This is a genomic window from Pseudomonas paeninsulae (genome assembly GCF_035621475.1).
Classification (GTDB): Bacteria; Pseudomonadota; Gammaproteobacteria; order Pseudomonadales; family Pseudomonadaceae; genus Aquipseudomonas; species Aquipseudomonas paeninsulae.
This window is the reverse complement of record NZ_CP141799.1, coordinates 4,822,319-4,843,918: the sequence shown is the minus strand read 5'-3', so window position 1 is coordinate 4,843,918 and position 21,600 is coordinate 4,822,319. Positions and strand designations below refer to the sequence as shown.

Sequence of the window (21,600 nt, the reverse complement as noted above, 5' to 3'; positions counted from 1 at the left end):
AACCATCACCCGGATGACCGTCGTAGCCGGTTGTACCGTGCAAGCACCGGCGGCAAAATGCCAGGCAACCCGTAACGCGGCGCCGCTTTCGCGGCCCAGAGGATACAGTGCATGTGTCAGGCCCGGCGACTATCCATTATCGCGGTGTTGCTTGTCTGTTTCTTCCCAGTCGGTAATCCGATTGCCGCGGAGCACCCAGACCAATCCGTCGCAGATAGCAGACATTCCCAACCGACCGTAGTCATCACCGGGGCGAATCGTGGGCTCGGCCTGGAATTCTCGCGTCAATTCGCAGCGGCCGGTGCCACCGTCATCGCCACCGCGCGGCGACCCGACGACGCCGAAGAGCTGCGCAAGCTGGGGGTCCGGATCGAGCAACTGGACGTAGCCGACAGCGCCTCGGTGGCCCAATTCAGGCAGCGGATCGGCGATATGCCGGTGGACATCCTGATCAACAACGCGGGCATTGGTAGTTGGCTGTATCGGCTCGAAGACGTCGATGCCGACGCGCTCGACCGCCATTTCCAAGTCAATACCCTGGGGCCGATGCGCGTGACCCAGGCGCTGCTGCCGTCGCTTCGCCGCAGCACCGGCAGGACCGTAGTCAACATCACCAGCGATCTCGCCAGTCTCGAGCGCAACACGCGGGGGGGCGCGTACGGTTATCGGGAGAGCAAGGCCGGCCTCAACATGTTCACCCGGACGCTGGCCGCGGAACTGCGCCCCCAGGGATTCATCTGCATCGTGATCAGTCCGGGCTGGGTCCGCACCGAAATGGGCGGCCCGCAAGCGGAGCAGACCCCGACCGAAAGCGTCGCGGGGATCATCCGCGTGCTGCGCGGCTTGACGCCTGAGGACTCGGGGAAATTCCTCGACTATCGCGGTGAAGAACTCCCCTGGTGAATGCCCGTCTTCCCGAGATTGGGTCGTGGCGGCGGACCTATCCAGCTCACTGAAACTTAGAGAACCTCATCCAGAAAGGCCGCGTTATCAGGCCTTAACCAGGCCATTTCGGGGGCGGGGTCAATGGGGTTGGAAACATTGATCTAAACATTGATCCTCTAAAATCAATAGCTCTGACCCGAATGGCACTGAGTTAAACCCAAGCCATTGATTTTCAGGGGAAGTAGAGGGCTGGCCGCCCCGGATAGTAGGCTGGAGGTTGCGAAATCCACAGCAACCATCCGAGGAGCCAGCCTACATGCATCCTAGCCATCGCCCAACGACGGGGCAACAACAGCGTGTACGCCACTATGCAAGCAGCGCGGACAGCTATTCCCTGTTCAATCTACTGACCGGCCCAGAGTTGTTCGACCGTATTGAGGCGTTGCTACCGGAGCACCGCGAACGATTGTTTCCGCCGACGGAAACCTTGTCGATGTTTCTCTCCCAGGCGTTGTCGGCGGACGGCAGCTGTCAAGCGGTGGTCAACGACGCCATGGTCAAACGGGTGATTGGGGGGCTCAAGCCTGGGAGTACGGATACCGGTGGATACTGCAAGGCGCGCTCGCGTCTGCCGCAGTCAATGATCTCGTCGCTGGCACGCCAAACCGGGGAGATCATCGCCGAAGGTGCCGCCTCCTGGTGGCACTGGCGGGGCCGGCGGGTGCGCCTGGTCGACGGGGCCACTGTTACGCTGGCGGACACCGAAGAGAATCAGGCCGCCTATCCGCAGCCGGGTAGTCAAAAGGCGGGATTGGGATTTCCGCAGTGTCGGATCGTGGCGCTGCTGTGCCTGGGTAGCGGCGCGTTGCTCGATGCCGCTACGGGCCCCTGCAAAGGCAAGGGCAGCGACGAGCAAAGCCTGTTGCGCGAGATGCTCGACTTGCTCGACGGCGATGACATCTTGCTCGGCGATGCCTTCTACGCGACCTACTTTCTGCTCTGGGAACTGAACCGCAGAGGTGTCGACGGCGTGTTCGAGCAGTATGGGGCACGCAAGCGCAGCACCGACTTCGCCAAGGGCGAGAAACAGGGGGTGCGCGACCACCTCATCGTACTGAGCAAGCCGCCGCGCTGTCCGCACTGGATGAGCCCCGCGGAGTACGAGGAGGCACCCGAGACGCTGACGGTGCGCGAGTTCCAAGCGGGTGGAAAGATCATGGTCACGACCTTCCTGTGCCCCAAGGAGACTCCCAAGCATGTGCTCAAAGCGCTGTATCGGTGCCGCTGGAACGTGGAGCTGGATCTGCGCAACATCAAGACGACACTCGGCATGGAGCACCTGCGCTGCAAGTGCCCAGAGATGGCCATGAAAGAGCTATGGGTCTACCTGCTCGCCTACAACCTGATCCGACTGTTGATGGCCCAGGCTGCCTTGCTGGCCGATCAAATCCCGCGCCAGCTCAGCTTCAAACATACGATCCAAATTTGGATGGCTTGGCAGCAACGCGGCGCCCCGGCCCACTCGGCCCACTCGGCCGCCATCAACGCCTTGCTGGTGCTGATTGCAGAACCACGGGTAGGTTTACGCCCCGGTCGAATCGAACCACGTGCGGTGAAACGACGACCGAAGCCCTTCCCCTTGCTCACCAAGCCGCGGCATATCGCCAAAGAAGATGTCAGGAAAAATGGACATCCGAAAAAACAGCGCTGAGGCGCGGCGCGCAAACGCACTCTAACTGCACCATCTTACGATGAGCCAACGCTTAACTCAGTGCCATTCAGCTCTGACCCCATTGATTCTGGCGCGCCTGGATGCCGCAGTTTTGCACCAGATGGGCGATCTTGCGCGTGATCACGCTGGTATTGCCGGAGCCTGCGTCGGCGAGCACCAAAAGAGGGCCGCCGACGTAGTTCACGGCTTCTTGTTGCCGGGGATTGAGTCGGGTCATGGCGAAATGAACTGGAGAAAAGGTTGGCGACTCTAGCAGGGTTGCGGGGGGCTGCTGACCTGTCACCGACGAGTGCTCGATAAAACCGGCTGTAAAAAAATTATTGCAATGTATTAGGTAAGTGCGTCTATAACTTAAAGTAGTTTATTAAATAGCGAGCGCTGGAGGCTATGTGTCCTGCCCAACCGATTTCTCGCGACTGCTGATTCTGGCAACCGAACCCCATTGGGTGGCGTTGCTGGACAAGCTGCTAGCCGAACAGGACGAACCTGTCTGGCTGTTTGCCGCCAGCAGTTGGAGCGATGCGCAGAGCCTTTACCAGGGCCGCATGCCCGATCTGGTGTTCGCCACCCCGGAATGCCTGCCCACCGCCAGCCAATGTCCGCTGCCGCCGATCCTGCTGCTCGACAGTGCGCCGGGCCAGCTGCCCGCCGATATCTGCGACTGGTTGGCGCGCGACAGCCTGAATGGCGAGGTCTTGCGCCGCTGCCTGCATTACAGCCAGCAATTGCTGGCCTTGCAGCGCCTGGCCAAGCAGGACCCGCTTACCGGTATCCCCAATCGCCAGGGCTTCCAGGCGCTGTTGCACAAACGCCTGCAGGGCAACCGTGGCCGTGGCCTGCTGCTCGGTTATCTGGATCTGGACAATTTCAACCATGCCAATGACAGCCTCGGCCATCAGGCCGGCGACGAGCTGATCCAGCAGGTGGTCCAGCGCCTGCAACAGGTGCTCGGGCCGCGCGATGTGCTGGGCCGTATCGGCGGCGACGAGTTCGCCTTGCTGCTGGATATCAGCGAAGCGCCGACGCGGGTCGATGCCCTGGTGCAGGCGCTGATGGAGTCGCTGGGCGAGCCCTACTGGCTGCAGGGCGAGAGCCTGTCGCTGGGCTGCAGCCTGGGCCTGGCCTATGGCCGCGCCGGCGAGGATGCCGATCCGCTGCTGTGGCATGCCCACATTGCCATGCAGCAGGCCAAGAGTCGCCAGGGCTGTACCCACCACCTCTACGACGAGCGCATGTCCAGCGACATACGCAGCCTGGCCGACATCGAGGCCGAGTTGCGCCGCGCCCTGCGCCGCGACGAACTCGAACTGTTCTACCAGCCGCGTCTGGACCTGGCCAGCGGCGAGGTGATCGGGATCGAGGGGCTGGTGCGCTGGCGTCATCCCCAGCGCGGGCTGCTCTATCCCCAGGACTTTATTCCCCTGGCCGAGCAGAGCGGCCTGATCGTGCCGCTCGGCTACTGGGTCATCGCCCGTGCCCTGCATGATTCCCGCTGGCTGAGCGAGCGCGGCCTGAGCCTGCATATGGCGATCAACCTGTCGTTCAGCCAGTTTCAGGACAGCCAGTTGCTGCCCACCGTGCAGCGCCTGATTGCCGGCTCCGGGGTGGATGCTCGCTGGCTGGAGTTTGAACTCACGGAAACCGCGGTGATGCAGCGCATCGACTATGTGCTCAATACCATGCAAACCCTGGGCGAACTGGGGGTGCGCTTCTCCCTAGACGACTTCGGTACCGGTTTCTCGTCGTTCGTGCACCTGGCGAGCCTGCCGATTGCCCTGCTCAAGCTGGACAAGAGTTTCGTCAGCGGTATGCACCTGCGCCCCGAGCAGTGTCGGCTGGTCAACGCGATGATCAACCTGGCGCGCAATCTGGGCCTGGAAGTGGTGGCCGAGGGGGTGGAGAGCGAAGAAGACCTCGACCTGTTACAGCAGTTTGGCTGCGACCAGGTGCAGGGCTATCTGATCAGCAAGGCGCTGCCTTTGCGCGAGCTAGAGGACTTTCTTGCCCAGCGCCGGACTCAGGCTCCGGCGCGCGTGGTGGCGTTGCATTAGCGATTTGCGCCTGTTTTCCCCGCGACTGCGCTCGAGATCAATGTGGTCAGAGACATTGATCTGAACATTGATCCTCTAAAATCAATCACACTGACCCCATTGATCCTGGCCCGTTTTATGCTGCTTTGATGGCGTACTGGCGTACTGGCGTACTGGCGTACTGGCGTACCAGATAGCTGTTGCCTCGTAACCTGCAGGGTGGTTCAGTACGGCGCTAACCAATAAGGCTTGCAGACCCGCCGGATGTGCGGGGACTGACTAGTCAGGAATCTTTGCCTTGTGGACAGCCCGTCATGAATGGACTGCGTGCGTTGTGTTTGTCGTTTTTGTTGTTGCCGCTGGGCGTGGTGGCGCAGACCCTGCGGCTGGTGGCTGACCCCTGGCCGCCGTTCACTGACCAGACCCTGCTGAATAACGGTGTGGCTGCCGATCTGGTGAGCAGTGCGCTGGGCCGTGCCGGTTATGCCACTACCTATGCGCAGGTGCCCTGGGCGCGGGCGCTGCGTGGCTTGCAGCGCAGCGACTACGATGTGCTGATCAATGCCTGGTTTACTGATGAGCGTGCCAGCGTCGGTTATTTTTCCCAGCCTTACCTGGTCAACCGCATCCGCTTGCTGCGCCGCAAGGGCAGCGCCATTCGGTTCGAACAATTGTCCGATCTGTACCCCCAGCGCATCGCGGTGGTGCGTGGTTACGCTTATTCCAGCGCGTTCGACAGCGATCCGCTGCTGCACAAGGTGGGGGTCGGCAGTTTCGAGAGCGCTGCGCGTATGCTGCAGGCCAAGCGGGTCGAGTTGACCCTGGAGGACGAGTTCGTCGCGCGTTATCACTTCGACCGCGAGCTGAGCGGTATCCGTGATGAGCTGGAGTTTCTCGAACGGCCGTTGAGCGAGAACGGCCTGCATATCCTGATCAGCCGCAGCCATCCGCAGCATCAAGCGATCGCCGAGGCGTTCAACCAGGCCATAGTCGCCATGCACGCCGATGGCAGCTATGCGGCGATTCTCCAGCGCCATGGGCTTTGAGCGAGGATCTTCCGCCCTCCAGGCCGAGGGTGGCGGGTTGCCCCCGCCCTACGCCTGCGCATTGATCGGGCGACCGGTCTTGGCGAGCTAGAGCGTCAGGGTCAGGCGCCGGAGCAGGGCGCCGGGCAGCAGGGTCGAGCCGTTGTGGCGCTGGTAATAGGTGCTGGTGGACAGGCTCAGCTCGCGTTCGCGGGTCAGCGCTTCGAGCTGGCTGCCGAGCAGGTCGTAGAGGCTGTCGTCGAAGCGCATGCTGGTGAGTGGCGCCTGCAGCTTGCCGTCCTCCACCCAAAAGGTGGCGAAGCGGGTCATGCCGGTCAGGCGCCCGGCCGGGCGGTCGGAGTAGTTGAGGTACCAGAGGTTGCCGATGTACAGGCCCGTGCCGAGGCGGGCGAGGATCTCGTCCTGCTCCAGGCTGCCAGCGGCCATGGCCAGCGCCTGCGGGCTTTCCCAGGGGCTGGCGCCGTTGGCCGGCAGGCCGTATTCGGCGGCGCTGCGAGAGCTGACCAGTTGCTCGCCGGGCTGGCCGGCCTGGATCAGGCTGAGGTCGCGGCGCGGGTAGCCTTCGCTGGAAAACGCCGGGGTCAGCGAGCCCGCGACCTGCTCGTGCAGGTTTAGCAGCGGGCTGAGGCTGGCGGCGCCGGCATGCAGGCGTTGCAGCGGGCTGTCCTTGTCGGCCAGGGCCTGGGCGGAAAAGCCGCCCCAACTCATCAGTTCGAGAATTTCCTGCAGGGCGGCGGGCGCCAGGTAGGCGCGGTAACTGCCGGGCGCCAGGGTTCGCACTGGTTGGCCCAGATAGCTCAGTTGCTCGCGCGCCTGCTGCATGCGCCGGGCGAAGGCGTCGGCCTGCCAGGTCTGTCCGGCGTACTGCGCCTTGAGCGCCTGGCCGTTGGCGTGGAACAGGCTCCAGTCGAAGTTGAAGCTGCTCGCCTGGTGCCAACCGAAGGCGCCGCTGGAGCTGGCGAAGCCGCGGCTGATCGGGCCGGCGGCGTAGAAGCCGACCAGATCCAGGCCCTGCGCGGCCTGGCCGATCTGCTCGACCACGGCGGCGCTGTCCGGCAGCGCTTCGAGTTGCAGCACATGGCTGTGCCAGGCCTCGAGGTTGAGCTGCAGGTAAGGGTCGGCTGGCAGCAGCGGCAGGGTCTGACGCAGGTGCTGCAGGGCGTCGGCCAGGCGCTGGCGGTCATCCGGTGCCGCGCCGCTGAGGGTGACTTGCAGCTCGGCATGGCGGCCGTCGCGGATCAGCTGCAGGGTCAAGCTGGCCTGCTGTACATGGCCGGCCTGGCGTACCTTGCCCTGGTTGAAGCGGATGAATTCGGAGGATTCGGCGCTGTAGCTGAGGCTGAATGCTTCGTCTGCGTTTAGCGCGCCACGCAGCCATTCGGTCAGCGCTGCAAATTGGTTCAGGTTGTTCATCAGGCGGCTCCGCCGAATACGTCGACCTGGCTGAATACGCAGGCCGGGGTGGCGTGGCCGACGCGGACCACCTGGTTGGGCTCGCCCTTGCCGCAGTGTGCGGTGCCGAGCACCTCGCGGGTGCTGGCGTCGCCGACGGCCGCGAGCGAGCCCCAGAACTGGCTGGAGATGCCGCGGTAGTTGGGGTTCTTGACCACGCCGCGCAGCTGGCCGTGCTCGATCAGCTGGCCCCATTCGCAGCCGAACTGGAACTTGTTGCGTGCGTCATCGATCGACCAGGAACGGTTGCTGGCCATCAGGATGCCGTGCTCGATGCCGCCGATCAGTTGCTCAAGATTCTGTTCGCCTGGTTCGATATTGAGGTTGGCCATGCGGTCGATCGGTGGCCGGTTCCAGTTGCAGGCGCGGCTGTTGGCTACGCCCGGCAGGCCGCTGCGCCACTGCGACAGGGCGCCGCCGAGGGGCCGCAGCAGCAGGCCGTCGCGGATCAGGTGCTCGCGGCGCGCCGGGCTGCCGTCGTCGTCATGGGCGTAGCTGGCCAGCTCCTCGGGGATGTGTGGGTCGAAGGTCACGTTGAGCAGGCTGGAACCGTATTGTAGGTTGCCGAAGTCGCTGGCCTTGACGAAGCTGGTGCCGGCGAAGTTGCGCTCGTCGCCGAGGATGCGGTCCAGCTCCAGCGGGTGGCCGATGGATTCGTGCAGCTGCAGGATCATCTGGTCCGGCATCAACAACAGGTCACGCGGGCCGCTCGGGGCGTTGGCCGCGAGCAGCAGTTGCAGCGCCTGGTCGGCGACCTGCGGCGCGGCGCCGATCAGGCCCAGGCGCTCGATCACTTCGGCGCCGCCCTGCTGGCCGAGGTGGGCGCCGCCGAGGTTGCGGGTCTGGCTGTCCTGGCCGTCGTAGGCGGTGACGCTGAGGTGCGGGTAGACGAAGCGCTGGGTCTGGTGCAACTCGGCGCCGCTGTTGTTGAGGTAGAGCTGGGTGCTGCTGGTCAGGTCGAGGCCGACCCGCCAGTTAACCAGGCGCGGATCGCTGGGCACGGCGGCGGACTCGGCGGCGAGCAGTTGGTAGCAGGCGGCGAGCGAGGGGAAATCGTCCTCCAGCCCGGGCGAGCGGTACTCGCCGCGTTCGCTAGAGGGCGCCAGTGCGCGCAGGTCGAGCAAGGCCTGCGGAGCGATCCGCCGGGCCAGTGCAGTGGCGCGGTCCAGCGCGGCCTGCAGGCCCTGGCGGGACAGGTCGCTGGTCGCCGCGTAGGCCTCGACCCCGGCCACCCGCACGCTGAGCATCGCACCTTGATCACGGCTGAAGCGCGGCGGCTCGGCCACCTGCTTGCGCATCGCCAGCTGCTGCTGGTCTTCGCCGACATAGCGCAGCGACCAGTATTCGGCGTCACTGTGCAGGGCGGCGAAGTGCTGCTTGAGTGTGGCGAAAGCCTCGAACATGCGGCGGCTCCTGGGCTGGGGCGCCCGCGGCAAGGGGCGTCAGGCGGATGCCGGCGAGCGCCGACGGGAAAGGTCATGATTGCCCAAGGGGCGGGGTGGCGACAAGCGCGTGGGCGGGGTACTGGATAACTGGACCCGGGAGCCAGGACAAACGGATCGCCCCGAGGTCGGGCCTCCTACAGGTCCGCGGGTATCGCCAGGCTCTTGTAGGAGGCGCGCCCCGCGGCGAATGCAGGCCGCAGGGCTGCTGCTCTGGGTCCGGGAGCGGGCAAACGCATCGCCCCGGGGTCGGGCTTCCTACAGGTGCGCGGGTATCGCCAGGCTTTGGTAGGAGGCGCGCCCCGCGGCGAATGCAGGCCGCAGGGCTGCCATCAAGGCCAAAGGTGTCGCCACGGCGGGCCGTGGCGAGGGCCTTACAGCGAGCGGACGCGCAGGGTGCGGCCTTTGATCTTGCCTTCGCTTAGGCGTTTCAAGGCCTGCTGGGCCATGCTGCGCTCGACCGCGACATACGCCTGGAAGTCGAAGATGGCGATCTTGCCGACCTGGCTGCCGGGGATGCCGGCATCGCCAGTGAGGGCGCCGAGGATGTCGCCGGGGCGGACCTTGTCCTTGCGCCCACCGCTGATGCACAGGGTGATCATCGGCGGTTGCAGGGGTTCGCCGGCCTTGGCCTTGAGGCTGTTCAGCGGGTGCCAGTTGAGCGGGCTTTTCTGCAGGGTCTCGATGGCCTGGGCGCGATGGCCTTCGGCGGGCGCGACCAGGCTCATGGCCATGCCTTTCTCGCCCGCGCGGCCGGTACGGCCGACGCGGTGGATGTGGATTTCCGAATCACGCGCCAGTTCGACGTTGATCACCATGTCCAGGGCGTCGATGTCCAGGCCGCGTGCGGCCACATCGGTGGCCACCAGTACCGACAGGCTGCGGTTGGCGAACATCGCCAGCACCTGGTCGCGGTCGCGCTGTTCTAGGTCGCCATTCAGGGCCGCGGCGGAAATGCCGTTGGCGCTCAGGTGGTCGACCACTTCCTGGCACTGCTGCTTGGTGAAGCAGAAGGCCACACAGGACTCGGGCCGGAAGCTGGCGAGCAGCTTGACCACCGCGTCCATGCGCTCTTCGGGGGAAATCTCGTAGAAGCGCTGTTCGATCTGCGCGTCGTCGTGCATCGCCTCGGCCTTGACCTGCTGCGGGTTGCGCATGAAGGCGGCGGACAACTGCTTGATGCTCGACGGGTAGGTGGCGGAGAACAGCAGGGTCTGCCGTTTGCTCGGGGTCTGGCCGATGATATCGGCGATGCTGTCGTAGAAACCCATGTCGAGCATGCGGTCGGCTTCGTCGAGCACCAGGGTGTTGAGGCCGTCGAGCTTCAACGTGCCCTTGGCCAGGTGCTGCTGGATGCGTCCGGGGGTACCGACGATGATCTGCGCGCCATGCTCCAGCGAGCCGATCTGCGGGCCGAAGGGCACGCCGCCACACAGGGTCAGGACCTTGATGTTGTCGGCGCCACGGGCCAGGCGGCGGATTTCCTTGGCCACCTGGTCAGCCAGTTCGCGGGTCGGACAGATGACCAGCGCCTGGCAGCCGAAGTAACGCGGATTCAGCGGATTGAGCAGGCCGACGCCGAAGGCCGCGGTCTTGCCGCTGCCGGTCTTGGCCTGGGCGATCAAGTCCATGCCCTTGAGCATCACCGGCAGGCTCTGCGCTTGAATCGGCGTCATCTCGGTGTAACCGAGCGACTCGAGGTTCGCCAGCATGGCGGCGGACAGCGGCAGTGAGGAGAATGCGGTGTTGGTCACGGTTCAGGCCTGCAAATCGAAATGGCGCGCAGTGTAGCAGGCGCGGGCGCTGGCGTTACTGCTGGTGCGACCGGGGGGCATCGCCGCAACGCCCTTGGCTCCGACTAATGGCCTCGAGCAATCCGTGATTCGTTGGGTGCCACTCGCCGCAGGTAGTGCACCGTGGATAATCGGCGCGGCGCAAAAACTGGCGGGCTGTCGCTTCGCTCCGAGGCCGCCCTACGCCCGGACCGGCCCGGCCCGCTGGCTGGCTGGGGCTGGTGAGAGCCGCGAACTGTAGGGTGCCAATCGCCGCAGGCAGTGCACCGTAGATCACCGGTACGCCACACATTCGGCGGGCTGTCGCTTCGCTCCGAGCGGATCGCGGCCCGGATCGCCCCACGCTTTGCATGGGTCGCCGGTGCTCGGCTTTTTCACCGCCGCTGAGTGCAGGGGGAGGAGGAAAATAGCTGCGCGATGCCACTCTGCCACTGTCGTGGATGGCTTATGCTTACGGCGTCCTCCCATAGTCACCAGGGTCGCCGCCGTGCTTAAGCGCATTTCCGTCACCGAGTTGCTTGAGGGTATGTACATCCATGAGCTGTGCGGTTCATGGATGGAGCATCCGTTCTGGAAGACCCAATTTCTCCTGAGCAACCCCAAGGACCTGCAGCGTATCCGCGACAGTGGTATCCGCGAGCTGTGGATCGACACCAGCAAGGGGCTGGATATGTCGAGCGGGCAGACGCTCGAACAGGTGGAGGAGGAAACTGCGGCGGTGTTGCAGGTCGCCGCGCCGCGGGTGGAGCGCAGGCGGACCGATCTGGATGAGGAAATCGGCCGTGCCGCCAAGCTCTGCGACAGTGCCAAGGCTGCGGTGGTGCAGATGTTCGGCGATGCCCGCATGGGCCTGGCGATTGACGTTGGCCATGTGACCGAGTTGGTCGATGAAATCTCCGCCTCGATAATGCGTCAGCCGAGTGCCCTGATCAGCCTCGCGCGTCTCAAACACGCCAATGAATACACCTATATGCACTCGGTCGCGGTCTGCGCGCTGATGATCGCCCTGGCGCGGCAGCTCGACCTGGACGAGGCTCAGGTGCGCGAGGCGGGCATGGCCGGACTGCTGCATGACATCGGCAAGATGCGCATACCGTCGGCGCTGCTGAATAAGCCGAGCAAATTGAGCGACAGCGAGTTTGTCACGATGCGCAGCCATCCCACGGAGGGCGCGCGGATTCTGCTCGACAGCCGGCAGGTCAGCGCGCAGGTGTTGGGTGTGTGCCTGCATCACCATGAAAAGGTCGATGGCAGTGGCTACCCGCATCATCTGGTCGGTGAGCAGATCAGCCTGTTTGCCCGGATGGGTGCGGTCTGCGATGTCTATGACGCGATCACCTCAAACCGTCCGTACAAGGCTGGGTGGGGGCCGGCTGAGTCGATCCACAAGATGGCGGAGTGGAGCAAGGGGCATTTCGATGAGCAGGTGTTCCAGTCGTTTGTCCGGGCCGTCGGTATCTACCCGACCGGTTCGCTGGTGCGCCTGCAGAGTGGCCGTCTCGGGGTGGTGCTGGAGCAGCACGCTACTTCGCTGTTGATGCCCAGGGTCAAGGTGTTCTTCTCGGCCACCTCGAAGGCCCCGATTGCCCAGGAAGTAATCGACCTGGCCGACTGGGTCGGCCGCGACAAGATCGTCAGCCGCGAATCCGCCGCCGATTGGGGTTTTCGCCACCTGGATGAGTTGTGGACGGGCATGCCCGCCAGATAACTGGCGCGCCGCAAACCGACATCCGGTCGAACCATCCGCCGCTGAGCCGGTCGGAGTTCCTGACGTTTTTACGGAGCACTGACAGGTTATGAAGATTGTTGCTGCACTCTTGGTCTTGGTCGCTTTACCGGCGATGGCCAATCAGCCGGCGCTCTACGGGCGCTACGAATACATTGAGTTGCCGCAAGTCGGCCAAACCCTGAAAGCCAAGATGGACACCGGCGCGGTGACTGCCTCGCTGTCGGCCAAGGACATCGAGCAGTTCCGGCGTGGTGGCCAGGAGTGGGTGCGTTTTCGCCTGGCCACTGCGAGTGCCGACGACACCCAGTTCGAGCAGCCCCTGACCCGCATCAGCGAAATCAAGAGCCGTGCCGAAGAGCAAGGTGCCGCCAGCACCCCTGCGGTGGCCAAGCGTCCGGTGGTCGATATGCAGCTCTGCCTGGGTAACCAATTGCGCACCGTTGAGGTCAACCTCACCGACCGCAGCCACTTCGATTATCCGTTGCTGATCGGCACCAGCGCCTTGCGTGATTTCGGCGTGGCGATCAATCCGGCGCAGCGCTATACCGCCAATCAGCCGCAGTGCTGAAAGGTTATTGACCTAGGCGGCACGCAGCCGTCCGCGCTGCTTGCCTGACCTGAGGGCTTGTGAAAAGACGCTCGCTACGGCGCTCGAAATTTTCACAAGCGCTGACTCGAGTCGCCCGGCGTAATTCTTGCTTGATGATGTTCTTTGCCGCACCTTTCGCCAGGTGTGGGTGGACTCGTTGAGGTGTCGTTATGACTGGAGTACTCAAGCCGGGTATACGCGTATTGGAGCGTTTCAGCTTCGCGCGTAAATTTCAGCTGCTGTTTGTATTGTTCGCCCTGCCGCTGGGTTATGCGTTGTGGGTGATCTCTAGCGATCATCTGGCCCGCCTGACGCTGATCGACCATGAGCTGGAGGGCGTGCACGGGGTACAGGCCCTGGGCGCAGTGCAGCGTGAGATTATCGCCCAGCGCACCTTGTTGGCGCGCTGGAAGGGCACCGACCAGCCGGCCAAGGCGCTGCTGCAACAACGCGCGGGCGGCCTCGACCAAGCGCTGGAGCAGGCCGCTACGCAGCTGGCGAGTGTTCCGTCGAGCGCCCAGGCGCGTGAGCAATTGGCTGCGCTGCAAGCGCTGCGCGCCGAGCTGAGTGTGGCGGTGTTGGGCGCGATGGCGCTACCGGATGCCCTGGAGCGTTACCAAAAGACCCTGTTGCAACTGATGGCGCTGCGCGAGCAGGTGGCCACCGACAGCGGTTTGATTCTCGATCCGCACCTCGACACCTACCTGATGATGGAGCAGCTGACCTTCACTCTGCCGCGCTTGCAGGAAAGCCTCGGCAGCTTCGCCAGCCAGGGTTATGGGGCGGTGTTCTCGGAGCATTTCACCCTGCAAAGCCGGGTCAAGATCCGCGATTTGCGCCGCACTCTGGACGAGTCGCGCGGCCAGTTGATCAAGGCGCGTGCGACTCTCGGTCAGGAGGCGTCGCAGTCGATGGGTGATTTGCAGGCGTCATTCGTCGCGGCCGAGCAAGGTTTCGACACGTTTCTCCTCGAGATCGACCGCGATATGTTCGAGGCCAGCCCGATGACCTTGAGTCCGCAGCAGTTCATCGAACGCGTCGATACTTTGCAGGCTCAGCTGACCGGCCTGCAGCAGGCGTTGTACCAGCAGTTCGCCCAGAGCCTGGGCGATTACCGGCAACAGGCGCAGCGCGACATGTGGCAGGTGATCGCCGTATTCGGCGTGCTAACCCTGTTGGCGCTCTATGTGCTGTTCTGCCTGAATGCCTCGATTCGGCGCAGTACCGCCGGCATCATCGCTGCCGCGCAGGGCCTGCGTGACGGCGACTTGCGCGTGCACATGCAGGTGCATGGCGAGGATGATCTGGCGAGCATCGCCACCGCGCTGAATGCCGCGGTCGCCCAGTTGCGTGGTTCGCTGCAGGGCGTCGATCAGGAAAGCCAGAGCCTCGGCGGCACCGTGCAGTTGCTCAGCAGTCAGGCGCAGAGCGCGCTGGCGGCAGTGGAACAGCAGCAGGGGCAGATGAGCCAGATCGCCACCGCCGCCACGCAGATGGCGGCCACCGCGCAAAGCGTTGCGCAGAGCTGTGAGGAGGCCGCGGTGGAAGCCGGGCAGACCCGTGAAATCGCCAACCAGAGCAACCAGCGCAGCGTGCGTACCAGCGCCAGCATGCGTCAACTCAGCAGCCGCCTGGGCGACAGTGCCGCGAGCCTGCAGCAGCTGCGCGTGCAGACCGAGCAGATCACCCGGGTGGTCGATGTGATCAAGGGCATCGCCGAGCAGACCAATCTGCTGGCGCTCAACGCGGCCATCGAGGCGGCACGTGCCGGCGAGCAGGGCCGCGGCTTCGCCGTGGTCGCCGACGAGGTGCGCTCGCTGTCGCAACGTACGCAGAACTCCACTGCGGAGATCGCCCAGACCGTTGCCGATCTGCACCGGGTAGTTGGCCAGTCGGTCAGCCAGATGGAGGAGGCCGTGCAGCAGGCCGAGGGCGATGTCGGCAGCGTGCTGGCCATGGGCGAGGATCTGGCCGGGATCGTCGAGTCGGTGCAGCGGGTCAGCGACCGCCTGGCGCAGATCGCCACCGCCGCCGAACAACAGGCGGCCACCGCGGACGAGGTCAGCGGCAATATCCAGCAGGTCGATCAAGGCGCCAGCGCCATGCTCGACGGCGCGCAGGCGGTGAGCGAAGCGGCCGAGCAGCTGCGTCGCGGCAGCCAGGTGCTGGCGCAGAACACGGGGCGCTTCCAGTTGGATTGACGCGTCGCTGCGAAGGCTTTGCTGTGGGAGGGGCTTCAGCCGCGAGCGGGACCTGATGGCGGGGTTGGCTTTGTCGGCTTGCGCCGATCGCGGCTAAAGCGGAGCGCCGCCCGGCCCCTCCCACGGTTGCGCGCGACTGCGCCGCACCTTGACGCTGCGCCCGCCCTGTCGCAGGCTGCCGGCCGTGACCGCCCGTGTGCAGGACGCCCATGCCGTACATTCTGATCGTCGAAGATGAAGCCGCGATTGCCGACACCCTGGTTTATGCCCTGCAGGCCGAGGGTTTCACCACGTGCTGGTTGGGCCTGGGTGGCGTGGCGCTGGAGCGGTTGGCGGGCGAGCCGTTCGACCTGGTGATTCTCGATGTCGGCCTGCCGGATATCGGTGGTTTCGAAGTCTGCAAGCGCCTGCGTCGTTTCTCCGAGGTGCCGGTGATCTTCCTCACCGCCCGTAGCGAGGAGATCGACCGGGTGGTGGGTCTTGAGATCGGCGCCGACGATTATGTGGTCAAGCCATTCAGCCCGCGTGAAGTGGCGGCGCGGGTCAAGGCCATTCTCAAGCGCACGGCTCCGCGTGAGTCTGCCGCGCCTGCGGCGAGTGGCCCTTTTCAGGTGGACAGCGAACGGGTACAGATCCACTACCACGGTCAGCTACTGAGCCTGACGCGCCACGAATTCCGCTTGCTACAGAACCTGCTGGCGCAGCCCGAACGGGTGTTCTCCCGCGAGCAGTTGCTCGACGGTCTGGGGGTGGCCGCTGATGTGGGTTACGAGCGCAGCATCGACAGCCATGTCAAAAGCCTGCGTGCCAAGCTGCGCCAGGTGGCCGCCGAAGCCGAGCCGATCCAGACCCATCGCGGCCTGGGTTATAGCTACTCGCCGAGGCACGCCTGATGCCATTGGGAGTGCGTATCTTCCTGGTCTATTTCCTCTTCGTCGGCCTCGCTGGCTGGTTTGTACTGAGCACGGTGATGGACGAAATCCGCCCCGGCGTGCGTCAGTCCACCGAGGAAACCCTGGTGGACACCGCCAACCTGCTGGCGGAAATCCTCCGCGACGAGGTCAAGGCCGGCAGCCTGCAGCAGGGCCGCCTGCCCGCCATGCTCCAGGCCTACGGCCAGCGCCAGCCGCAGGCGAGTATCTGGGGCGTGACGAAAACCCAGGTCAACCACCGCATCTATGTCACCGACGCCAAGGGCATGGTTCTGCTCGACTCCACGGGGGCGGCAGTGGGCCAGGACTATTCGCGCTGGAACGATGTGCTGCTGACCCTGCGCGGCGAATACGGCGCGCGCTCGACCAAGGAAGACCCGCACGACCCCGACTCATCGGTGATGTACGTGGCGGCGCCGATCATGGATGGCGCGCGGATCATCGGCGTGGTCTCGGTGGCCAAGCCCAACCGCACCCTGCAGCCCTATATCGAACGTTCCGAGCAGCGTCTGGCCTGGCTCGGCGGCGGCCTGATAGTGCTGGGGCTGTTGATCGGCGCACTGCTGTCCTGGTGGCTCAGCGTCGCGCTGGGCAAACTGACCCGCTATGCCCAGGCCGTTAGCGCCGGGCAGCGGGCCGAGTTACCCAGCGTGCGCGGTGGTGAGCTGGGGCAACTGGCGCAGGCCATCGAACGTATGCGCACCGAGCTGGAAGGCAAGGCCTATGTCGAACGCTATGTGCACACCCTGACCCACGAATTGAAAAGCCCCCTGGCGGCCATCCGCGGCGCCGCCGAGCTGCTCGACGGCGAGATGCCGAGCGAGCAGCGTCAGCGCTTCGTGGCCAATATCGGGCAGGAAAGCGCGCGCATCCAGCAGCTGATCGAACGCCTGTTGCACCTGGCCCAGGTGGAGCAACGCCAGGGCCTGGAAGAGCAGGTGGCGGTGCCGCTGCACGCGCTGGTCGAATCCCTGCTGCAGGCGCAGATGGCGCGTATCGAGGCGGCGGGCTTGCGCATCGACAACCTGATTGATGCCGAGTTGTGTGCCCGCGGCGAGGCCTTCCTGCTGCGCCAGGCCCTGGCCAACCTGCTCGACAACGCCCTCGATTTCACCCCGCCCGTTGGGTTGATCCGCTTCAGCGCCCAGGCGCAGGGCGAGCAGCTCGAACTGCGGCTATTCAACCAGGGCGAAGCGATTCCCGACTACGCCCTGGCACGCCTGTGCGAACGCTTCTACTCCCTGCCGCGCCCCGACAGCGGACGCAAGAGCACCGGCCTGGGCCTGAACTTCGTACAAGAGGTGATGCAGCTGCATGGCGGCGAGCTGCAGGTGGGCAATGTCGAGGGCGGGGTGCAGGTGCGCCTGGTCGTTAGCCGCGCGTAGCCGCCCGTGGATCCTGGGTCCATATGCAAGGTCTGCGCTGGTGGATGAACAAGGCGTCATCCACACGACCCAGCGCCCATAGCCCGAATAGCCTTGGCGCCATCCGCGGCAACGCTGGCGGTCAGGGCCGGGCTCGCGGATTTCATTCGAACTACGGGACTGGCGGGGCGGTGGACCAGGCTTCGCCAGCACTCAGCCGCTTGCGCATAAACGCCGCGCTCGCCGGGCAAAGCCCGCTGAACTGCCGGGTCGCGGCAATCGCCGGGGGGGCCGTTGCGCGATCACTCAGGCGGTAGCCGCGTTGGGCAAAGAAGACCTCGGCCGTAGTAGTGAGCAAGTAGATGGCTTGCACGCCGTGGGTCGCCGCCTGCCGTTCGGCATAGGCCAGCAACTCGGCGCCGAGACCCTGGCCGCGCGCGGAGTCGGCCACAGCGAGGGAGCGCAACAGTGCATCCGCGCCATGCATCTGCAGGCCCACCAGCCCGACGAGACGGCCGTCAGCCTGGCAACCAAACAGACGCAGGTTGTTCGCGGCGTCCTGCAGGTCGTCGCTGGGCAGCTGGCAGGCAGCAAGCAACTGCTGCACCTGATGGCTGAGCGCAACGGCTTGAATCGTGGCTTTCATAGGCGCAGCTGCCTGTCAGGCCGCATACATCACCTCCTCCCTTTCCTGCGGACTGAGCACCTTGGGCGTGACCAGGGGCGTGTTGGAGCCGGGGATAAAGAACGGCGTGCGCTTGTAGCTGCCATCCAGGCGCGCCTTGAGCAGCATGCTGGCAATGCGCACCATGGCGGCCGGCAAGCCAAAGGCTTTGGGCTTGGGTTTGCCCTGGGCGGACCGGGTCTTCAGCTGCATGCGGATTGGCCCGAAGGCCTCGTCCAGCGAAACCGGCGCGGACTCCAGGCAGTTATGCACCAGGCCCACGAAGGACAGCTTGTAGTTGGCCAGGGTGTTGCCGATGGGGGTATTGCAACAGCTGGCATACCAGCGCAGCAGGCCGTTCGGCGTGAGGCGCATGCAGGCCAGGTGCTCGATGCCATCGGTAAAGCTGACGTGCTTCGGTGTGGTTTGAATAATATCGGTGCCGCCGTTGCGATCGAGTATCTGCTCTGCGCGGCGCAAGTAGCGGGCAAAGGCCTGGCAATCCGTGCAATAACAGAGGCCGCGATTCTCTTTGTGGGTGCGGGCGAGGGTGCCTTTGAACTTGCCGCAACTACAGCGTATTGGCTGAGTCATGGGGGGCTCCATGAGGGGTTGGCTGGTCGATGATCGGTATAGCAGTTGTATGTCTTGGCCGCCGCCGTCGTTTTCAACGACCTGTCAGGTTGCGAGCGAACGTAGCTCGCCTGTCCATCGCGCAGACTCTTTTGCCGCGATCACCAGATAACTGCCTGGGCCTGGCGCCTCGACCACCAGCTTGCCGCCGGGTGCCCAAATCGCGCTTCTACCGGCCGCCAGGTAGCGCCCGGACGTGCCGCCGTGATTGGCCATAAGCGTGGTCATGGCGTAACTGGCGGCATAGCGGCTGAGGTTGGCGGAATCCAACGGATAGCCTTTCTGCGACACCAGCACACCGGCCAGATACAGGGATGCACCCGTGGCGGCGGCGTTTTGCGCGTGCTGCGCGTGGGTGGTGTCGGCGCAGATTGCCAGAGTGAACGACTCACCTGCCAGGTTATGGCGCTTGGCGCCGCGCTCGCCCTGAGTCGCAAAGGGCGCTTCGCTGGGATCCAGGTACTGCTTGCAATAGCGGCTGGTGCGGCCATCCGGGAAGAATGTGATAGCGCCGATATAGGGGCGCGCTGTGGTGCTTGGCAGCGCAGCGCCAAGCACCACAGTCATCGCCCTTGCGCGAACCAGTTGGCGAATGGGGGCCAGCACTTCATCCTCAGGCTGAACCGTGCGACTGCCCAGCAGTGGCAGCTCATAACCGCTGAGCGACAGCTCGGGGAATACCAGAAGGTCGACGCCGGCTGCGCTGGCCGCCGCAATAAAGCTGCAGTGGATGGCGACATTGGCGGCGAGGTCACCGGGGACGGACAAGGACTGCGCCGCAGCGATTCGCATGGATGGCATGTCATTTTCCAGGGTTGGTCGGGGTGGCTCTGAAGTTGGATGGGGAGGCTGCATGGTTGCCATCTCGGTTCGCTTGGCGGCGCTCGGGCTCGGCCTGATGGAGAAAGCGGGTGTAGATATCCCGCGGCGGGACAAGCGCCAGCTGCGCCATGATCCGCCCCACTGCGCCGCGGTGGTAGCCGCCGTGGCTGATGATATGCGCCAGCATCTCCTCGCGGCTCATGCAGCCGGCATCGCCGTCGACAAAGCCGAAGGCGATACGCTCGCGCAACTGTTCGGCGCTTAATCCCTCCACATAGCCCAGATACCAGCGGTCGGTGGCCTGCACCGCCTGGTAGAGCGCTTCCAGCGTGGGCGTTTCTTGGGTGTTGGTGGCGCTGTAGCCGTGGCTGATGCCTTGCAGGTTGGCGACAAAGATTTGTTCGACCACATGGATGTGATTGAGGATGCGCAGGGCGGCGTGCAACTCCGCTGGGTGGGCGACTGGATCAAGGCGCAGCAACTCGCTGAAGAGTTCCTGATTGGCCCAGGCTTTGTACTGCAGTAATGAGGTTAACAGGCTGGCGCTGCTCATAGATGGCCTTCAATACGCGGATGGTCTAACGGGTGGTGTATGCCTTACGGCTCGGCAGATGGATAGTGCTGTGTGGTTTGGAAGTGGCGCGCATACTGGCGCTTCAATAACCCATCAGGAGATAACCATGAACCTTGCCCTTACCCCGCTGATTTCGCTGATCGCCGGTATCCTGATTCTGCTGGTGCCGCGTTTGCTGAATTACATCGTGGCGATTTATCTGATCGTGATTGGCCTGGTCGGCATATTCGGCACGGGCAATTTCAATCTGCGTTTTTAAGCAGCGTGCGGCTGTCCGGGTCTATGGCCTTGAGCACCAGATAGAGCAGCGGGCCGACAGAGACAAACAGCGCAGTCAGGGCAAAGAACGGCAGCAGGTAGGCCAGTGACTTGCCCCGTGCACGGCCATCGCGGTACATCCAGATGCAGGCCAGGGCAGCGAGTATGTAGAGGTCGATCACCACTTGGGCGGTGTCGGCGCTGGACAGCAATTGCATAGCAAATTGCAGCAGCGACTGCTGCGCATGCAGCATCACATAGAGGGTGTAGGCGCTAAACGCCAGCAGGGTGATCAGGGGCAGTGCGAGTTTTTTCATGGCGCCGTCCTTGGGTTCTGTGAGGTGAATCGCTGTCGCCACTGTGGTGTTACTCGGCAAAGCGCGGTTGGCAACGTATCTCGGATTTCACCGAGTTGGCGATAAAGCATTCCTCATGAGCCTGGTGGTGCATCTGCTCGATCTGTTCGCGCGTGGGCATGCGCTCACCGGAGAAGCTGACCGCAGGGCGTAAGGTCACCTGGGCGATAAACAGCTTACCGGCCTCGTTTGCCTGCATCAGCCCGCTGGCACTGTCACGGTAGTCATCCACGCAAAAGCGGCGCTTGGCGGCGATGGAGAGAAACCACAGCATATGGCAGCTGGCGAGCGCGGCGACAAAGGCTTCCTCGGGGTCGACTGCGCTTTCATCCGACATCGGCAGCGGCACCACATGCGGCGAGGACGAACCCGCGACCTCCAGGCCGCCATCAAAACGCAGCAGATGCTTGCGGCTATAGCGGTTGCCGAGAAAATCCTGTGCACCGCGTTGCCAAATCACCTCGGCGACATACTCAGCCATGGGTATTCTCCTGATGTTGTTGGGTCACTAGAAAGCAGTGGCTGTCGGTCAGACTGACTGGTGGAGTTACCACCAGCCGTTATCGTCAAGCAGCATCTTCTTGTAGTAATCGACATTGGCGCGCGTGACGAATATCGCACCCACGCCATAGCCGAGGGCGTTGGCGATCTTGCCGTAACCTAGGAAATCCAGGCCCACCCCCAAGGCGATTACGACGGCCGCGCAGGCCAGGAAAAGTGTCAGGCCCTTTTTCCACATGCCCTTGATGGCGTAGTAGATAGGGCCGAACAGGAACGCCAGAAAGTTGAAGCTGAATGCCTTGCGCCGTTCTGCCGCGGGCAGTTCCTTGAGCCTTGGCATCTTGCTGCCGCCGGCATGCTGAATCGCGCTGAAGCGCTGCTTCCATTTATCGGAGATGGGTAGCGCGGCGATCTGCTCGTCGGACACCCGCGATTCTGAATCGGCGACGCTGGCTTGCGGGGTGGCGTAGGGGTTGTACGGGGTCATGGCCTTTCATCCTGAATGGGCGATCAGCGGCACGCTACGCATTTCGCCCATCGCTGTCTATTCGCGCTGCGGTGGGTTGCACAGCATCTCCACGAACTTTCCATCCTCCC

20 protein-coding genes and 1 pseudogene are annotated in these 21,600 nt (G+C 64.1%); 10 read left to right on the top strand and 11 right to left on the bottom strand.

Annotation, left to right across the window (positions count from 1 at the left end; translation table 11 throughout):
- Window positions 1-111: 111 nt before the first annotated feature.
- Window positions 112-903: an SDR family oxidoreductase gene (locus VCJ09_RS22300; protein WP_324732201.1), complete on the top strand. Its 792-nt coding sequence runs from the start codon at window positions 112-114 to the stop codon at window positions 901-903.
- A gap of 298 nt (window positions 904-1,201) precedes the next feature.
- Window positions 1,202-2,596 (top strand): IS4 family transposase, encoded by a 1,395-nt coding sequence (locus tag VCJ09_RS22295; RefSeq protein ID WP_324731574.1) that lies wholly within the window; start codon window positions 1,202-1,204, stop codon window positions 2,594-2,596.
- Window positions 2,597-2,687: 91 nt separating this feature from the next.
- Here the strand turns inward: VCJ09_RS22295 and VCJ09_RS22290 are convergent.
- A pseudogene (locus VCJ09_RS22290) lies at window positions 2,688-2,834 on the bottom strand (UvrD-helicase domain-containing protein); the annotation flags it as partial.
- A gap of 172 nt (window positions 2,835-3,006) precedes the next feature.
- Here VCJ09_RS22290 and VCJ09_RS22285 point away from each other — a divergent pair.
- A complete protein-coding gene (locus VCJ09_RS22285; protein ID WP_324732199.1) occupies window positions 3,007-4,668 on the top strand; it encodes a putative bifunctional diguanylate cyclase/phosphodiesterase in 1,662 nt (553 codons plus the stop codon).
- A 293-nt stretch (window positions 4,669-4,961) separates the two neighbouring features.
- Entirely contained in the window at window positions 4,962-5,693 is a 732-nt protein-coding gene (locus VCJ09_RS22280) for a substrate-binding periplasmic protein (protein ID WP_324732197.1), read from the top strand.
- Window positions 5,694-5,780: 87 nt separating this feature from the next.
- Here VCJ09_RS22280 and VCJ09_RS22275 read toward each other — a convergent pair whose 3' ends face one another.
- The 3 genes from VCJ09_RS22275 to dbpA all read right to left on the bottom strand — a co-directional run bounded on the left by VCJ09_RS22275 (window position 5,781) and on the right by dbpA (window position 10,341).
- Complete coding sequence (locus VCJ09_RS22275) at window positions 5,781-7,106, bottom strand: TldD/PmbA family protein (RefSeq protein ID WP_324732196.1); 1,326 nt, start codon at window positions 7,104-7,106, stop codon at window positions 5,781-5,783.
- Window positions 7,106-8,548, bottom strand: coding sequence for a TldD/PmbA family protein (locus VCJ09_RS22270; RefSeq protein ID WP_324732195.1), 1,443 nt, complete (start codon window positions 8,546-8,548; stop codon window positions 7,106-7,108). The genes VCJ09_RS22275 and VCJ09_RS22270 overlap by 1 nt, the downstream gene beginning before the upstream one ends.
- 413 nt (window positions 8,549-8,961) lie before the next feature.
- Entirely contained in the window at window positions 8,962-10,341 is a 1,380-nt protein-coding gene (gene dbpA / locus VCJ09_RS22265) for an ATP-dependent RNA helicase DbpA (RefSeq protein ID WP_324732194.1), read from the bottom strand.
- Between the two features lie 526 nt (window positions 10,342-10,867).
- Here dbpA and VCJ09_RS22260 point away from each other — a divergent pair.
- The 5 genes from VCJ09_RS22260 (at window position 10,868) to creC (ending at window position 17,216) form a co-directional block, all read left to right on the top strand.
- On the top strand, window positions 10,868-12,088 hold the full coding sequence (locus VCJ09_RS22260) for an HD-GYP domain-containing protein (RefSeq protein ID WP_324732193.1): 1,221 nt from the start codon (window positions 10,868-10,870) through the stop codon (window positions 12,086-12,088).
- A gap of 88 nt (window positions 12,089-12,176) precedes the next feature.
- Window positions 12,177-12,677 carry a retropepsin-like aspartic peptidase RloA2 gene (rloA2, locus tag VCJ09_RS22255; protein ID WP_324732192.1) on the top strand — a complete coding sequence of 167 codons (501 nt, stop codon included), beginning with the start codon at window positions 12,177-12,179 and terminating at the stop codon, window positions 12,675-12,677.
- A gap of 191 nt (window positions 12,678-12,868) precedes the next feature.
- On the top strand, window positions 12,869-14,899 hold the full coding sequence (locus VCJ09_RS22250; protein ID WP_324732191.1) for a methyl-accepting chemotaxis protein: 2,031 nt from the start codon (window positions 12,869-12,871) through the stop codon (window positions 14,897-14,899).
- Between the two features lie 209 nt (window positions 14,900-15,108).
- Complete coding sequence (gene creB / locus VCJ09_RS22245; RefSeq protein WP_324732190.1) at window positions 15,109-15,792, top strand: two-component system response regulator CreB; 684 nt, start codon at window positions 15,109-15,111, stop codon at window positions 15,790-15,792.
- A complete protein-coding gene (gene creC, locus VCJ09_RS22240) occupies window positions 15,792-17,216 on the top strand; it encodes a two-component system sensor histidine kinase CreC (protein WP_324732189.1) in 1,425 nt (474 codons plus the stop codon). The genes creB and creC overlap by 1 nt, the downstream gene beginning before the upstream one ends.
- 151 nt (window positions 17,217-17,367) lie before the next feature.
- Here creC and arsN2 read toward each other — a convergent pair whose 3' ends face one another.
- From arsN2 to VCJ09_RS22220, 4 genes are all read right to left on the bottom strand, one after another.
- Window positions 17,368-17,841 (bottom strand): arsenic resistance N-acetyltransferase ArsN2, encoded by a 474-nt coding sequence (gene arsN2 / locus VCJ09_RS22235; protein ID WP_324732188.1) that lies wholly within the window; start codon window positions 17,839-17,841, stop codon window positions 17,368-17,370.
- Window positions 17,842-17,856: 15 nt separating this feature from the next.
- Window positions 17,857-18,453, bottom strand: coding sequence for a DUF6151 family protein (locus tag VCJ09_RS22230; protein ID WP_324732187.1), 597 nt, complete (start codon window positions 18,451-18,453; stop codon window positions 17,857-17,859).
- Window positions 18,454-18,537: 84 nt separating this feature from the next.
- A complete protein-coding gene (locus VCJ09_RS22225) occupies window positions 18,538-19,293 on the bottom strand; it encodes a carbon-nitrogen hydrolase family protein (protein ID WP_324732186.1) in 756 nt (251 codons plus the stop codon).
- Between the two features lies 1 nt (window position 19,294).
- On the bottom strand, window positions 19,295-19,867 hold the full coding sequence (locus VCJ09_RS22220) for a DinB family protein (protein WP_324732185.1): 573 nt from the start codon (window positions 19,865-19,867) through the stop codon (window positions 19,295-19,297).
- A 127-nt stretch (window positions 19,868-19,994) separates the two neighbouring features.
- Between VCJ09_RS22220 and VCJ09_RS22215 the strand changes: the two genes are divergently transcribed.
- Complete coding sequence (locus tag VCJ09_RS22215; protein WP_324732184.1) at window positions 19,995-20,147, top strand: DUF3096 domain-containing protein; 153 nt, start codon at window positions 19,995-19,997, stop codon at window positions 20,145-20,147.
- On the opposite strand, the gene VCJ09_RS22210 is transcribed toward VCJ09_RS22215, so the two are convergent.
- From VCJ09_RS22210 to VCJ09_RS22200, 3 genes are all read right to left on the bottom strand, one after another.
- Window positions 20,131-20,463, bottom strand: coding sequence for a DUF2834 domain-containing protein (locus VCJ09_RS22210; protein ID WP_324732183.1), 333 nt, complete (start codon window positions 20,461-20,463; stop codon window positions 20,131-20,133). The genes VCJ09_RS22215 and VCJ09_RS22210 overlap by 17 nt on opposite strands.
- A 49-nt stretch (window positions 20,464-20,512) precedes the next feature.
- On the bottom strand, window positions 20,513-20,983 hold the full coding sequence (locus VCJ09_RS22205; protein ID WP_324732182.1) for an OsmC family protein: 471 nt from the start codon (window positions 20,981-20,983) through the stop codon (window positions 20,513-20,515).
- Between the two features lie 66 nt (window positions 20,984-21,049).
- Complete coding sequence (locus VCJ09_RS22200; RefSeq protein WP_324732181.1) at window positions 21,050-21,490, bottom strand: DUF2628 domain-containing protein; 441 nt, start codon at window positions 21,488-21,490, stop codon at window positions 21,050-21,052.
- Between the last annotated feature and the right edge of the window lie 110 nt (window positions 21,491-21,600).

What these genes read in the sequence shown, in the direction of transcription:
- VCJ09_RS22300 (WP_324732201.1), top strand. Translation starts at nt 112, where the DNA reads ATGTGTCAGGCCCGGCGACTATCCATTATCGCGGTGTTGCTTGTCTGT.
- VCJ09_RS22295 (WP_324731574.1), top strand. Translation starts at nt 1,202, where the DNA reads ATGCATCCTAGCCATCGCCCAACGACGGGGCAACAACAGCGTGTACGC.
- VCJ09_RS22280 (WP_324732197.1), top strand. Translation starts at nt 4,962, where the DNA reads ATGAATGGACTGCGTGCGTTGTGTTTGTCGTTTTTGTTGTTGCCGCTG.
- VCJ09_RS22275 (WP_324732196.1), bottom strand. Translation starts at nt 7,106, where the DNA reads ATGAACAACCTGAACCAATTTGCAGCGCTGACCGAATGGCTGCGTGGC.
- VCJ09_RS22270 (WP_324732195.1), bottom strand. Translation starts at nt 8,548, where the DNA reads ATGTTCGAGGCTTTCGCCACACTCAAGCAGCACTTCGCCGCCCTGCAC.
- rloA2 (WP_324732192.1), top strand. Translation starts at nt 12,177, where the DNA reads ATGAAGATTGTTGCTGCACTCTTGGTCTTGGTCGCTTTACCGGCGATG.
- VCJ09_RS22250 (WP_324732191.1), top strand. Translation starts at nt 12,869, where the DNA reads ATGACTGGAGTACTCAAGCCGGGTATACGCGTATTGGAGCGTTTCAGC.
- creB (WP_324732190.1), top strand. Translation starts at nt 15,109, where the DNA reads ATGCCGTACATTCTGATCGTCGAAGATGAAGCCGCGATTGCCGACACC.
- creC (WP_324732189.1), top strand. Translation starts at nt 15,792, where the DNA reads ATGCCATTGGGAGTGCGTATCTTCCTGGTCTATTTCCTCTTCGTCGGC.
- arsN2 (WP_324732188.1), bottom strand. Translation starts at nt 17,841, where the DNA reads ATGAAAGCCACGATTCAAGCCGTTGCGCTCAGCCATCAGGTGCAGCAG.
- VCJ09_RS22230 (WP_324732187.1), bottom strand. Translation starts at nt 18,453, where the DNA reads ATGACTCAGCCAATACGCTGTAGTTGCGGCAAGTTCAAAGGCACCCTC.
- VCJ09_RS22225 (WP_324732186.1), bottom strand. Translation starts at nt 19,293, where the DNA reads ATGCCATCCATGCGAATCGCTGCGGCGCAGTCCTTGTCCGTCCCCGGT.
- VCJ09_RS22220 (WP_324732185.1), bottom strand. Translation starts at nt 19,867, where the DNA reads ATGAGCAGCGCCAGCCTGTTAACCTCATTACTGCAGTACAAAGCCTGG.
- VCJ09_RS22215 (WP_324732184.1), top strand. Translation starts at nt 19,995, where the DNA reads ATGAACCTTGCCCTTACCCCGCTGATTTCGCTGATCGCCGGTATCCTG.
- VCJ09_RS22210 (WP_324732183.1), bottom strand. Translation starts at nt 20,463, where the DNA reads ATGAAAAAACTCGCACTGCCCCTGATCACCCTGCTGGCGTTTAGCGCC.
- VCJ09_RS22205 (WP_324732182.1), bottom strand. Translation starts at nt 20,983, where the DNA reads ATGGCTGAGTATGTCGCCGAGGTGATTTGGCAACGCGGTGCACAGGAT.
- VCJ09_RS22200 (WP_324732181.1), bottom strand. Translation starts at nt 21,490, where the DNA reads ATGACCCCGTACAACCCCTACGCCACCCCGCAAGCCAGCGTCGCCGAT.